Consider the following 12,517-nt stretch of genomic DNA (forward strand, 5'->3'; position numbering starts at 1 on the left):
AACCCCAGCCGTGAATCCCGCTTCGAATCGGAAAGAGCTGAACCCGCTCTAGTGCAGTGACGCCGTCGGAGGATTCAGGCGGAGTGTGAGGCATGCGAGTCTGGGCGATGGCTCAGACTGTCTGCATCATCCTCGACACGACCGAGAGGGCGTGGTTGGCCGCGATCGCCGGTGATCGATCTCGTCCGTTGAAGCACGTCCAGCGCGCCCGCATCGTCCTGCTCTCGGCCGAGCGTCTGTCCGTGCAGGAGGTGGCTCGGCGGGCGGGTGTCAGCCGGCCTGCCGTCTGGCGGTGGCAGCAGCGCTATGGCGAGGAGGGCAGCGAGGGCCTGCTCCGCGACAAGACGCGACCGCCCGGCAGGCCACCGCACCCGACCAGCACGGTTGCGGCCGTGCTGGCGCTGACCTGCTCCGAGCCGCCGGGCGAGGTCACGCACTGGACCGGACGCGCGGTCGCCGAGCGGATCGGGATCTCGCTGCGCTCCGTCCAGAGGATCTGGGATGCCGACCGCCTGCAGCCCCATCGGACGCGGACCTTCAAGCGCTCGAGCGATCCCGCCTTTGCCGAAAAGGTCGAGGACGTGGTCGGCCTCTACATGGCCCCGCCTGCTCATGCCGTGGTGCTGTCCATCGACGAAAAGAGCCAGATCCAGGCTCTGGAGCGCACCCGGCCCGGCCTGCCGCTCGCCTCAGGACACCCGGCCGCCCAGACCCACGATTATACCCGTCATGGCACAACGACCTTGTTCGCCGCCCTGGACGTCCTCGACGGCACGGTGCTCGGCCGCTGCATGCAGCGCCATCGCCACGGCGAGTTCATCCGCTTCCTCAATAGCGTCGAAGCAGCCGTGCCGGCCGGCAAGATCGTGCACGTGGTCCTCGACAACTATGCCGCTCACAAGCACCCGAAGGTGCGTGCCTGGCTGTCGCGCCACCCGCGCTGGATCTTCCACTTCACCCCAACCTCAGCGTCATGGCTTAACGCCGTCGAGGGCTTCTTCTCGGCCCTGACCCGGCGGCGGCTCCGGCGCGGCACCTTCACCGGCATCGTCGACCTGCAAGCCGCCATCAAGCGCTACATCGCCGAGCACAATTGCCGCGCCAAACCCTTCGTCTGGACCAAGCCCGCCGCCCAGATCCTCAAGGCCGTTGCTCGCGTGCCTGAACCATCAGTCTGAGTCAGTGCACTAGCACTACTTTGGCAGGTTGATATCGACGGCTTTTTCGAGCGGCGTCTCACAGTGGGGACATCGCCGGAGGAAAGGCCGTATGAAGAGGTCGAGAATGGCCTGCCTGATCGCCGGCATGCTCGGGTGCGGTGGCGGTCCGCCGCTTCTTTTTTTTCCGTCCCGCTGCCTGGAGGCGGCGGACCTGGAGGAAGGCGTAGGCGATCATCGTCATCAAGGCATGCCGATGTAATCCGGTCCAGGATCTGCCTTCGAAGTGGTCGAGGCCGAGTTCCTCCTTGAGCTGCTGATGCGCCTGCTCGCAGATCCACCTGGCCTTGATCGTGGAGGCGAGCATCTTGAGCGTGGCATCGGCCGGCAAGTTCGACACGTAGTATTTCTGCTCTCCGGTCGACCTGCGCTCGCCGACGAGCCAGACCTCCTCTCCCGGCATGCACTGCATCCGATTGTCGAGCATCCGGTGCTTGTGGCCGTCCGCGACGCGGACACGGCGAGCCGCAAAGAGGCATGTCAGCCGGCCTCTGGTGCCGCGCCGCCAGCTGATCCTCCGCCATGTCTCGTTCGCCAGCATCGCGTCGGCAGAGACCGGCGGGCGGTCGGGGATGTGATACTGGCGGCGCTTGCCGGTCGTCGCGACGGGGAAGATCAGGGCCACATCGGCCGGATAGACGTTCTGGCGTCGCGACAGCCCGAGTGCCCACAGCAGGCCGCGCTCGCTCAAAGCCTGCCTGAAAGAGCCGCTCGAGCCGTACCCTGAATCGGCCAGCACATAGCCGAACCGCGCTCCTGAGGCGATGACACGGTCGATCTCCTCGATCGCGATCTCGGGCTTCGTCAAAGCCCGCTGTCGATCCTGTGGGACCCGCGCCCGCGCCATGCGCTCGGGATCGGCCGTCCAGGACTCGGGCAGAAAGAGCCGCAGACCTACCATCACCGGCACCTCGCGCGAGGCCAGGGTCACCGAGACCAGCGATTGGCAGTTGGACGTCTTGCCGAGCGCCGAGGCGTATTGCGGCGCGACCCCGACCGAGTGCTGCCCCTTCTTCGGCAGTGCCGTATCGTCGATGACCAGAAAGCCCGCCTCGTCTCCCACCAGCCGATCTGCCTCCTTCAGCAAGGCCGCTTCGAGCGGCGCGCTGTCCCACACCCCCGCCGCGACGAAATGATGAAGCTGGTCGTACCCGACCTCATCAGAGCGTGCCGCCATCGGCTGCACGCTCTTCCGGTCCCCAGGCCCGATCAGGCCCGCAATGTAGAGCGGACACATCCGGCGACGCGCCGGATGCGACAGACCGGCCAGAAACGGCTCGAGCCATCGCTCGAGCTCTGTCCTCCAATCCCGCTCCGCCGCCATCGTCGGTTCTCCAACACCGACCTCCCATGAATCACGCAAATCGACGCACGGGAATCCGCAAAGTGCTCCCTCCTGGAAACTTCTGCCAAAGTAGTGCTAGGGCCGACGACAGCAACGGCCAAATCGAAGAGCATGCCGCGGATGCCTGGGCAATCAGGCAGTTTCGACCTTCGGGGAGGGCTCGCATGGCGAAGGCGGCGAGCTTCTTCTTCCTCAACCAGTGGTTCTACGACTACATTTCGTACAGCAAGGACGGCAGTCATCCACCGGCTTTTAATCGCCTGCAGTACCTCACCAGCGTAACGTGCGAGTTGAAGGGCGTGGACCCAACCTTCTCAAACATCATGCTCGACTCCCTCAACGAGCAGCATTCGCTAAGGGGCGCTCTGGATGGCCGCGAGCGTTCGGACAGGTATGCCAAAGCGTTGCGATACGCGCGTCGGATGGCCGGCTTCCAAGACTATGTCGCTATGGTGGAGGCCGTCTGCCGCGTAAGCGAGCAGCTCGACACGGGAGAGCCCGACTGAGCAGCGTCATTAACGGTCCAGCGTCATCGCGATCCGCGCTACTTCAAACTCGACGAGCCTCAGCACACGACGCGATCCCATCTACATAACACGTGTTATGCGAAGACGATTGTCTAGGGACATTCGCGAGTTAGCAGATACCAGTTCCATAGCTTTCGTGATTGCCTGAGGCACCCTCCCCCTTTCGCCGGCCGCAAAGATCCCACTGAAGAGACGGACTCAACGTGACGCCGGCGGCCTGATGCTGCTCGTGGTCAAAGAGGCGACGCGACGTCGTCGCCGTCCCGCCGTCCGCCTAGAATCGCCGAGTGTTGTCGGCCGAGGCACAGGCCGGATCTCGGGCGCCGCTCTTCATTGAATGTCGAGAGCGGACGGAAAGTCGATTTCGATTTCGGGCTCGGCGACCGAGCTCAAGAAGCTGTGAAGCAGCCGGCCGCTCGGCGGCGGCCCATCACCGACCAGTGCGACGTTTTCCATATCTGCGCATCGTCGTATCCGCGATCCTCACCGCGCGAAGATCGGCGTCGCTGACGTGACCATGATCTTCCGCGACCCTGGTGCAGGATCCCGCGGTGATCGGGTGAGGCGCCTGGACGACCTCGGGCGAGGAGACACCTTGCCGTGGACGGGACATGACATACGTGATAGATGTCTCTCGATACGCAATCTCAAGCAGCCCCTATGACCGAAGCCTTGTTCCATTCGTTTCTGATGGTCGACCGGCCGGCCGCTCCTGTTGGTCCACGGGATTCCTCGCGCAGCGCAGCGCAGCAGCGGCCGGCGCCCGTGTCCGAGGAGCAAGCGCATGAGGTGTTCGTAACGGCGATTCGCCGGGCTCTTGAAGAAAGTGCGCCCCTCGTCAAGGCAGGCGACGCGCCCGACCTGGTCGGCATCGCCGTGGCGGCAGCCGATTTCGCTCTTGGCCGCTCGGTTATCCTGCAGCTCAAGCCCGGCCTGGCCGGCGGCCAACGTCATGCGGTCCGTTCGTTCCTCGAGAGGGTCGTTCGCGTCAGCGCGACCTTGGATGAGACCCGGCTCGAGTCGGCGATCGGCAAGCTGGCCGAGGTTCTCCTGCCGGATGAGCTCGCCGACGCGCGTGGTGTCCTCGCCTCGGACAATCTCGAACTTCGCGATCGGTTCGTCGCGCAGGTGCCCGTTCTGACAAGCGTGGAGGTCGGCGTCCGGGCTGGATCGCAGACCAAGAACCGTTATGCGACGGCGGCCCGCTGGAAGAAGGCTGGTGACATCTTCTCGGTGCAGCACCGCGGCACGGAGTTCTTCCCGGCATTCCAGTTTCGTGAAGGACGGCCGCACCCATCGGTCAAGGAGGTCCTGACCGCCCTCCCCGCCCGGCTTTCGCCATGGCAGCGCGCCTTCTGGTTCGTGTCGACGAACGGATGGCTGGGCGACAAGGCGCCGGCCGACATGCTTGATGATCCTCAGGCTCTCGTTGCCGCTGCAGAACGTGAGGGTGAAGAGGTCGTCGGGTGAGCACCACGGTCTTTCCCGCACCGCCCTCCCCCTTTCCGAGCATCAACACCCAGAACCTGACAAAGGGGACCGTCCTTCACCGAACCCACGCTTCGTCGTTTGGACCGGCACAGTTCAACCCCTGCAAAGGGCAGCCGACGCGGTTCGCGCCGTTCGTAGACGCCGCCGGGTCGTGTGTTCCGACGCTCTACGCCGCCAGCACGCGGGAAGCTGCCGCGTTCGAGTCTATCTTCCACGACATCGAACCGACCGCGCCGTTCAAGACTGTGCGCCTCGACGTGGTGGAGGCGCGCAGCGTGAGCAGGATTGCTCCGAAGCGCGACCTGATGCTGGCGCGGTTGTTTGCGCCGGATCTTAAGGCCTGGGGGCTGAGCCGCACTCAGCTGATCGAGACCCCGAAGTCGACCTACGACAAGACGGTCCTTTGGGCGGAGGCTGTCCATCGCGCGCGTAACGATGTCGACGGTCTGATCTGGACGTCGCGTCAATGCGATCCGGATGTGTGCGTGATCCTGTTCGGCGATCGCGTGGCCGAATCCGATTTCGTCGAGGTCGAGCGCATCGACGTCAGTGCGGATGCCGCGCTTTTGCTTGAGCTGCGAAATTTCGGCCAGCGCGCCGGTATCACCATCGTGTCATGAGCCCTCGACGCTCGCGCGTCAGATCATCCTCTCCGGCTTGGCCGACTGCACCTGGTCCTTCTCGCTCGCCTTTATCTCGGGAATGCGCTGCTCCTGCTCGCTCGTTCAGCACGAAGTCTCAGCACACCGCACGGCACGTTGCCCACCTGGATATAAGTCGTGTTAGGCAGAATCGCTTCGATGCGCTTCTGAGGTCGGCGGAGTTGGGCACGAGGGTTCGTCATCCGCCCTTTCCTGCGGCGGTCCGTACCCACTGGTGGACCCGAGTTCCCCGATCCCTCAGCCGGCGCACACCAAAGCTCGCGTGTCGCCATCAAGTCCCGCCTTATGGCGGAGGTGGCGAAGCCTTCGTCGCGCGTTGCATCTCAATCCAGTTCAGGAACTGAAGCGCCTCATCGACTGGGCTGCCGCTTGCTGCGTAGAGGCCAAGCGTTTCTGTGTAGTTCACGAGGAGCTCGCGGGCGAAGGCGGCGACATCCCCCCGTCCCATGGCCAGTTCCTCCGTTAAAGTCGACCAGTTTCCATGGAGGATACGGGAACGCGCCTCGACGATATCTTTGACGAACGCGCTGACCGTCACCGTCGATCCAGGAACAATTGAATCCTGCGGCTCCAGTCCAAACAGACCCTTCAGGGCCTTGCGGATGCGGGAGTTGCTCTCGCCGAGGCTCGGTGATCCGAAAAGGTTCTCGACGGCAGTTTCGAGCTTGGCGATCGCGACAGTCGTGAGCGGCTCGGCAAGCGCCTCGTGGAACCAGTAAGCAGCATTGCACCATGCCATCTGGAGCGCCGAAAGGGTGCCCGCACCTGCGACGAAGCTAGAAATTCGTTTGCCGGCCGACGAGAGAGTCCCTGCGCCCGCGCCCACAAACCGGTCGAACGCGTCCGTCCCCAGACCGCGGCCCGCCTCGTGATTAGTGATGCGAGGCGAGACATCGCCTGGCTGCTGACGAGGGCTGCCGTGAAAGGGGGGAGAGTTCGTCCCGTGATACGGGCGACTCGCGAGCCGTATGCGAGGGGAATGATGAGCTGGAGCGCCGCAAGGGCTATGTCGACTGCTAGCTCCGCGACTTCGTTCGATCGCTCCGGCTCGTAGCCGTCTACGTCCACGATCGCGATCCAGCTGGCCGCTCTCTCCTGCATCGCCCGGTTAAGTGGTCCGAGCGTCAGTTCTTCGAGTCCCGGCCCGATCCCGAAGGCCTGCGCGTCAAAGGCCGATGCATGGGAGAATCGGACCGGTCCGATCGTGAACGGCGCGGCCGTTTCGGGCATAATCGCGCAAGGGATGACGTGCGTCTGCGGGACGGCAACCGCAGCGAACCATAAGGCCATCGCCGTCTCGACCTGGGTCAGTTCGGCGGGCTGGATCGGGCCCGCTGCCCTCCCCCGCTTTAATTTAACAACTTCGGTGAAAAGCTGTTCGACGAATGGGTTCACGCGGGTGCCGCGAGCATAACGCGGATCGCCCGCTCGTACAGCTTTGACGAACTCTAGCCAGGCTGGAAGCCCGCCCGCCGGCAACCCAATCACGTTTCCGGTGACAGTGGCACGAGATACAACGAAGCCCTGAGCTCGAAACCAGTCGGCTGAGTCCGTGCCGGGCGGGAGACCCTCGATGTCTGGCGCCTGTACCTCGACGAGCTGATCGAACACCGCCACAAGCTGATTCACCGTCGTCACCTGCGTCCCCCCTGCCCTACCGCCATATCAAAGTGCCTCGCTGTCAGTTGCGTTTGCCCGGCGCCGTGGTCGACAGCACCTGATACGCGATCTCGGCGTCGTTAGCCCCCTCGTACTTCGCAAAGGCCACGGACCAGAACAGAAGCAGTTCGGGGTCCCGCGCATTGAACGCTTCGATCAAACGCCAGCCGAGATGTCTCGTCGCCAGACTTTCCGGTAACGCGTCCAGCTTGGCGAGCTCGGTCGCGATGTGCAGGCGGGGGGTAAGGCAAGTCACGACTGAGTTGCTCTTCGTAGTAGCGGTCTGAGATTGTAATTGAAGGTGATAAGGCAGTGTTGATCTACAGTATCGTGAGACGATGCCGCTCGTTGTTCCCAAAAAGAAGCAGTTAATCCAGCGTTGCGTCTCCTTCTATGGGCAGAATACACCGGTTCCATATATATTATGCGAATGGAAGCCGGACGCCACGATTCGACCATCTCACGAACAACTTAGCCGCCCTGAGGCTTTCCGCCCTGCCGTCTATCGCGGTTCATGGCATGCTTTACCGCGGAACCCCTCGGCCGGTCTGTGCAAACATCGCCCTCATTCGGCACGATCTGAACGCGACCGGCCTTCTGATCGCACACCTTTTCACGTCGGCCCGGTTCAGAGCTTCTTCGCCAGTCCGGATGCCCGAATCGCTTGACGCTTGGTCAGGCCGCGGCGTTTGGGCCTGGGCGGGCTGGTCGCGGGCGGATCATCGGGCGCCGGTTCCCGCAGCAGGTCAACCGGCTTCGCGTCAAGCGCGTTCGCGATTTCCCACAGGCTGACGACCGTCGGATTGCGCTTGCCGGTCTCCAGCCCGCTGAGATACGCACGCCCGAACCCGGACCGGAACGACAGCTCCTCCTGCGAGATGCCCTGCTCACGCCGTAGCCGCAGCACGTTCAGGCCGACCACCTTCCGCATATCCAAGCGGCGAAGTCGCCAGGATGCATAAACTCATGCGACACACTATAGTGGACGTCACTCATCATCCTTGCCGGCCTGCCGCGTGGAGCCACTGACTTGCCGACACTCACGGAGGAGGCTTTCGACGACCTGAATGAGGCGGTCAGTCGATTGGCATACTGGGTTGCGGCCGCCGATTCCCGAGCGCTCCTCCGGATGACAGAGGGCTTCGGTGCCGCGGTCGCTGCCTCGGCTGCTATGCGGTCCAACGGTGATCGGCCTGAAACGGTCGCGCTCGCCCTGGCCGAGCGCGCGCAAGCTCTTCAGGTTGCCCGCGACGCCCAGCACGCAGGGTGGCTGCTATTGTCGATCGAGCTCGAGCTTCGGAACGAGCAGCGCTCTTTTGCCGACGGACATGATCTCCACGCGGTCGGCGAGCTGTTGCGTGAGGTTGAGGAGATCGGACGAGAACTGATGCAACGAGGCACAAAGGAACTGGCCGAGGGCTGACCGCCCTGCCCTCTGCGCCAACCGCCGTGCGGAACTCGGCTCATCTGTTTGCGGGTCGGAAAACGCTCGTCGGTTCGACCGGGATCTTAAGCCCGCGCTTTACTGATCGAAGCACAGCAAGGCCAGTCACGCTCGATAGAGTTGGGAATGCTCCCCGATAGCGCTCGATCAGGTTTAAGTAGGCGTCCATGTCACGGGCGATCACAGTGAAGGTGAAGTCGGATTTGCCCATGACGGCGTCTGCGTTGACCACCATCGGGTCGGCCTGAAGCGCGGCCACGAAGCGATCGTAAGTATCGAGGCGGTCCCGCTCGATCGAGCAGGACACGTTCATGCGGACCGGGTAGCCGACGGCTTCCGGCGCGACCAGTGCGACGTCGGCGAAGATGACTGAACGGTCGTGAAGTCGCTGAAGCCGGCGTGAGACGCCGGAATGCGTAAGACCAATCTCGTCGCCGATCTCGCTCTTGGACAGCCGATTGTTAAGCTGAACGAGATTGAGGATCTTGGCGTCCTTCGCGTCCAACTTCATTCCTAAATCTCCGACGAATTCCAAGAATCTTCGATCCGCGTCATCGATGGATCGAGCGCGTTCAGCCGCGATTCGGACGTGCGCCAATCGCAGCCATCACGTCGACAAGCAGAGCGCTCGCATCCTCGCCAGCGACGCGCCCTGACTCCAATCGTCAACGGTTCCCTCCGGCGCGTGCACGCCAACCGCTCGCGGCGGCTGCTAGTATCGCTTCCGGAGATCGGACGGCACGTTCGCCTCCGTGAGCGACTCGGGCTACCTCATCAGCGACGGCACCGAAGACCGAAGCGCGTCATCACGGCTCGTCGTCCGACAGCTTGATCTCGATCACCTTGCTCACGCGCGCTGGGTCGCCCGCGAGTCGTAGCGCACGGCTACTCGGCCTTGACGTTCAATTCCTTCGCGATGGCTAGCCAACGGTTCGACTCCGCAGTGACGTAGGCGGCGAACGTTTCTGGTGTCCCCTGGTCGACCAGATCGAGACCGAGCGTCGCGAGGCGGGATGCCGTGGCCGGGCTTCTCAGGAAGGCGCGACCTTCGTCAGCGAGGCGATCGATGATCGCCTCCGGCGTGCCTGAAGGAACGTGGACGCCAAACCAGCTCTCGATCTCTGCGTCGGCGATGCCGGCTTCCGCATAGGTCGGCACTGCGGGCAGCACCGAAGAGCGTTTCCTGGACGATACCGCCAGCGCCGTCAGCGATTTGTCGCCCTCGCTCAAGAGCGGCAACGCCGTCGGCACGACCGCCATGACTAGATCAATGTGTCCCGCGAGAGCGTCGGTCAGAGCCTGTGGGCTCGTCCGGTATGGCACTAGCCTCAACTCGGCTCCGGCTCTCCGCTTCAAGAGCTCGACATATGTGTCTATCTGAGCGGCGCCGATCGTGATCGCGTTCGGTCTGTCCTTGGCGAGCTTGACGATGTCGGGCATCGTTTTGGCGCCGAGCATCGGTCGCGCCACGATAACGTTCGGGGCTGTGGTCAGAAGAACGACCGGCTGAAATGCCTTGGCGACATCGAAGCGCGGCTTCGGGCCGATGGCTGGATTTATCGACAACGCCGATGACGAGAGGAGCAGCGTATAGCCGTCCGGGGCCGCCTTGGTGACGGTCTCGCTTCCCGCGTTGCCCTGAACGCCCGGCCGGTTCTCGACCACGACACGCTGGCCAAGAGCCGTCGATAGATGCTCCGCAAACAGCCGGCCGGTCGAGTCCGTGGTGCCGCCGGCTCCGTAGGGCACCACCATGGTGATCGTGCGGGTCGGCCATGTGTCTGCCCTGGCAGGTCGCGACAGGATCGTGGGCGCGAATACACCTGCGCCGAGCGTCTTCAGAAGATGTCGGCGGTTCATCTTTTATTCCTCCCTGTAGATTGTGTTTGCCTACTCGACGGAGCTCGGTCGCGGGTGCGTAACGCGACCGTCAGCTCGGCCCGAATGTCGAGGTCGGCACGTAAACCACGCCTTCCATAAGTGTTCGGGCCGTCCGCCCGAAGCCCAAGGCCGTGAACTCAACGCCACCGGGCGCGTTCGTATGCTTGGCCTCGACCTTGACGCGCATGATCCCGAGCGGGTGCCCGATCCGCAGCTCGCCGCTTCCGTTCGGGTGCGCGCCCAGGGCCTCGTAGACGAGGGAACCCTCGATCCGGGACGCGGCCGCCGTGCACATGGAGCCTGTCCCGGCCATGCTCTCGTGACAGAAATCGAAGAAGATCAGCCGCGCGCGGAGATCCATGGCGTCGGCCCGCACCGTTTCGCCCCGCATGCTCTCGTACCCCTCGGACGGCGCAACCAGCACGACGAGCGGCAAGCCGGGCGGGGCCTCGCGCCAGTCGGCGCAAAAGCCCATCAGCGCCGCACCCTTGGCCCGGATCTCGCGCACTCGGGACAGGAGTTTCTCGTCGGCGTTGATGGTTGCGGGCAGCTCGCTGCCGGTCACCCCAAGGTCCGCGGCGCGAACGAATACGCACGGGTTCGCGACGTCGCAGAGGGTCACCGGCAAGCTTGTCCCGTCTTCGAGCGCGAGGGCGTCGACGGCTCGCTCTGTCGGCAGGATCCGTCCGCTGCGGGCGCCGATAGTGAGGTGGTAGTCCATGACGATCTCGGCGCCGGTTCCTGGCACGCCGTCGATCGCGAACTCGCCTTCCACTTTGGCCCGCCCGCCCTCGACCGGCACGTGCGCGATCAGGACCTTGCCCGTGTTGACGTTGAAGATACGCACGACCGTCACGGGTGCAGTCACGGGGACGAGGCCCGCGTTGATCGCGAACGGGCCGACGCCGGACGAGATGTTGCCGCAATTCCCGTCCCAGTGGATCGCGTCCTTGTCGATTTCCGCCTGCGCGAAGGTGTAGTCGACGTCCGCGTCGGCGCTCGACGAGCGCTTCACCAGCGCGATCTTCGACGTGATCAGCCGCGAGCCTCCGAGGCCATCGATCTGGACAAGATCCGGGGTCCCGACGATCCGCTTCAGAACCTTGTCGCGGAGTGGTCCGGGTCCGGGCAGGTCCTGCTCGAGGAAGTAGAGGCCCTTGCTGGTGCCGCCGCGCAGCAGGACGCAGCGAATGGCCGTCTGCTCGGCCGTGAGGGTCGCGCTCATGCGGCTCTCCTCTCGGCATCGGACGCTTCGCCTTGAGTTCGCAGCGACCGGATCAGGCTAAGCATCCGCGTGCCCGGGCCGAGCTGCTCGACGGCACGGACGATCGCGGCCGCGCGCTCCGGGCCGTAGACGGGTTCCGCCAAAGCCGTGAACTTGCCCGTTAAGGCGCTCCAGCCGAGCGGATTGCCTGGATTTCCGAGCGGCGTGTCCGTCCGGTCGGCGAAGCGCTCGCCATCGATCGTGACCTCGACGATCGCGCCGGCCGTCGGCACGGTCACGTCGCTCTCGACCGCGATGCGCGGCGTTAAAGCGAGGATGTCCACGTCGAACGCCCGTTCGTAGCTCGCGTAGGTTACGCCCCCGTCGAGCCAGGCCGCCGAGACCTGGAAGTAGACGCTGAACTGAGCGTCGACCGTGTTGCGCGGAGCGAGCTTCGCGGGGAGCGGCTCGCCCGTGATCTTGAAGGCGGTTGGCGAGAGCCCGATGCGCATCGTCGCCTCACCCAGCTTGCCGGCAGGGACACGCTCGCGAAGCCGCAGGGCGGCGTCGATCGCGCCGTGGGTCAAGCGACACGACGGGTAGGGCTTGATGGAGGTTTGGACGAGAAGCCATCGCTCGCCCAGACCGTCCGTCAGGTAGTCGGGACGCGGATCGGCCGTGAAGCTGTGCAAGATGCCGTAGCGACCCTCGATCGGCTCCGCCGCGCCCGTGACGCCGGTCTCCGCCAGGGTCAGGCAGAGGAGCGCGTCATGGGCCGCGAAGCCCGGATGGAGACGTTTGTTCCAGGAGCCGTTCTCCAGATACTGCATGGAGCCGCCAGCCTTGCTCAGCGCCAGCCCAAAGGCGGCTCCGACGGTGGCGCGGTCGAGGCCGCGCAGCTTGGCGGCGGCCGCGACCGCCCCGAAGATTCCGCTCACGCCCGTGATGTGGAAGCCCCGCTCGTAGCCGCCTGGTCCCATCGCGGCCCCGACCCGGCAGCAGACCTCGTAGCCGACGGCCAGCGCTTCGAGGAAGGCGCCCCCGTCCACGTCCAGTCTCTCGGCTTCGGAGAGGGCGGCCGCGATCA

13 protein-coding genes are annotated in these 12,517 nt (G+C 64.4%); 5 read left to right on the forward strand and 8 right to left on the reverse strand.

Annotated elements, in window-relative coordinates; genetic code table 11:
- Positions 1-107 precede the first annotated feature (107 nt).
- On the forward strand, positions 108-1,178 hold the full coding sequence (locus tag ACFE87_RS23650; protein WP_375462114.1) for an IS630 family transposase: 1,071 nt from the start codon (positions 108-110) through the stop codon (positions 1,176-1,178).
- 58 nt (positions 1,179-1,236) lie between these two features.
- Here ACFE87_RS23650 and ACFE87_RS23655 read toward each other — a convergent pair whose 3' ends face one another.
- Positions 1,237-2,541, reverse strand: coding sequence for an IS701 family transposase (locus tag ACFE87_RS23655; RefSeq protein WP_375462115.1), 1,305 nt, complete (start codon positions 2,539-2,541; stop codon positions 1,237-1,239).
- Between the two features lie 185 nt (positions 2,542-2,726).
- On the opposite strand from ACFE87_RS23655, the gene ACFE87_RS23660 reads away from it, so the two are divergent.
- From ACFE87_RS23660 to ACFE87_RS23670, 3 genes are all read left to right on the forward strand, one after another.
- Positions 2,727-3,068: a hypothetical protein gene (locus ACFE87_RS23660; RefSeq protein WP_375462116.1), complete on the forward strand. Its 342-nt coding sequence runs from the start codon at positions 2,727-2,729 to the stop codon at positions 3,066-3,068.
- Positions 3,069-3,749: 681 nt separating this feature from the next.
- Entirely contained in the window at positions 3,750-4,559 is an 810-nt protein-coding gene (locus ACFE87_RS23665) for a hypothetical protein (RefSeq protein ID WP_375462117.1), read from the forward strand.
- On the forward strand, positions 4,556-5,200 hold the full coding sequence (locus ACFE87_RS23670; RefSeq protein WP_375462118.1) for an RES family NAD+ phosphorylase: 645 nt from the start codon (positions 4,556-4,558) through the stop codon (positions 5,198-5,200). The genes ACFE87_RS23665 and ACFE87_RS23670 overlap by 4 nt, the downstream gene beginning before the upstream one ends.
- A gap of 325 nt (positions 5,201-5,525) precedes the next feature.
- On the opposite strand, the gene ACFE87_RS23675 is transcribed toward ACFE87_RS23670, so the two are convergent.
- The 3 genes from ACFE87_RS23675 to ACFE87_RS23685 all read right to left on the reverse strand — a co-directional run bounded on the left by ACFE87_RS23675 (position 5,526) and on the right by ACFE87_RS23685 (position 7,832).
- Positions 5,526-6,068 (reverse strand): hypothetical protein, encoded by a 543-nt coding sequence (locus ACFE87_RS23675; RefSeq protein WP_375462119.1) that lies wholly within the window; start codon positions 6,066-6,068, stop codon positions 5,526-5,528.
- A gap of 855 nt (positions 6,069-6,923) precedes the next feature.
- Positions 6,924-7,157 (reverse strand): hypothetical protein, encoded by a 234-nt coding sequence (locus tag ACFE87_RS23680; protein WP_375462120.1) that lies wholly within the window; start codon positions 7,155-7,157, stop codon positions 6,924-6,926.
- A gap of 372 nt (positions 7,158-7,529) precedes the next feature.
- Positions 7,530-7,832, reverse strand: a complete 303-nt coding sequence (locus ACFE87_RS23685; RefSeq protein ID WP_375462126.1) for a helix-turn-helix domain-containing protein — start codon at positions 7,830-7,832, stop codon at positions 7,530-7,532.
- A 99-nt stretch (positions 7,833-7,931) separates the two neighbouring features.
- Here ACFE87_RS23685 and ACFE87_RS23690 point away from each other — a divergent pair, with 99 nt between their 5' ends.
- Entirely contained in the window at positions 7,932-8,324 is a 393-nt protein-coding gene (locus ACFE87_RS23690; protein WP_375462121.1) for a hypothetical protein, read from the forward strand.
- Positions 8,325-8,364: 40 nt separating this feature from the next.
- Here the strand turns inward: ACFE87_RS23690 and ACFE87_RS23695 are convergent, their stop codons facing one another.
- From ACFE87_RS23695 to ACFE87_RS23710, 4 genes are all read right to left on the reverse strand, one after another.
- The gene (locus ACFE87_RS23695; RefSeq protein WP_375462122.1) at positions 8,365-8,856 is read right to left on the reverse strand and encodes an Lrp/AsnC family transcriptional regulator; all 492 of its coding nucleotides are present in this window, start codon (positions 8,854-8,856) and stop codon (positions 8,365-8,367) included.
- Between the two features lie 374 nt (positions 8,857-9,230).
- Positions 9,231-10,100: a Bug family tripartite tricarboxylate transporter substrate binding protein gene (locus ACFE87_RS23700; RefSeq protein WP_375462123.1), complete on the reverse strand. Its 870-nt coding sequence runs from the start codon at positions 10,098-10,100 to the stop codon at positions 9,231-9,233.
- A 175-nt stretch (positions 10,101-10,275) separates the two neighbouring features.
- Complete coding sequence (locus ACFE87_RS23705) at positions 10,276-11,451, reverse strand: 2-methylaconitate cis-trans isomerase PrpF family protein (protein WP_375462124.1); 1,176 nt, start codon at positions 11,449-11,451, stop codon at positions 10,276-10,278.
- Positions 11,448-12,517, reverse strand: a 1,070-nt coding sequence (locus tag ACFE87_RS23710; protein WP_375462125.1) for an MmgE/PrpD family protein, incomplete at its 5' end; no start/stop codon positions are given. The genes ACFE87_RS23705 and ACFE87_RS23710, both read right to left, overlap by 4 nt.

The sequence above is a fragment of the uncultured Enterovirga sp. genome (genome assembly GCF_964242715.1).
Lineage (GTDB): Bacteria > Pseudomonadota > Alphaproteobacteria > Rhizobiales > Beijerinckiaceae > Enterovirga.

Coding starts and splice junctions, on each gene's coding strand:
- ACFE87_RS23650 (WP_375462114.1), top strand. CDS start 108: ATGGCTCAGACTGTCTGCATCATCCTCGACACGACCGAGAGGGCGTGG.
- ACFE87_RS23655 (WP_375462115.1), bottom strand. CDS start 2,541: ATGGCGGCGGAGCGGGATTGGAGGACAGAGCTCGAGCGATGGCTCGAG.
- ACFE87_RS23660 (WP_375462116.1), top strand. CDS start 2,727: ATGGCGAAGGCGGCGAGCTTCTTCTTCCTCAACCAGTGGTTCTACGAC.
- ACFE87_RS23665 (WP_375462117.1), top strand. CDS start 3,750: ATGACCGAAGCCTTGTTCCATTCGTTTCTGATGGTCGACCGGCCGGCC.
- ACFE87_RS23685 (WP_375462126.1), bottom strand. CDS start 7,832: ATGCGGAAGGTGGTCGGCCTGAACGTGCTGCGGCTACGGCGTGAGCAG.
- ACFE87_RS23695 (WP_375462122.1), bottom strand. CDS start 8,856: ATGAAGTTGGACGCGAAGGACGCCAAGATCCTCAATCTCGTTCAGCTT.
- ACFE87_RS23700 (WP_375462123.1), bottom strand. CDS start 10,100: ATGGTGGTGCCCTACGGAGCCGGCGGCACCACGGACTCGACCGGCCGG.
- ACFE87_RS23705 (WP_375462124.1), bottom strand. CDS start 11,451: ATGAGCGCGACCCTCACGGCCGAGCAGACGGCCATTCGCTGCGTCCTG.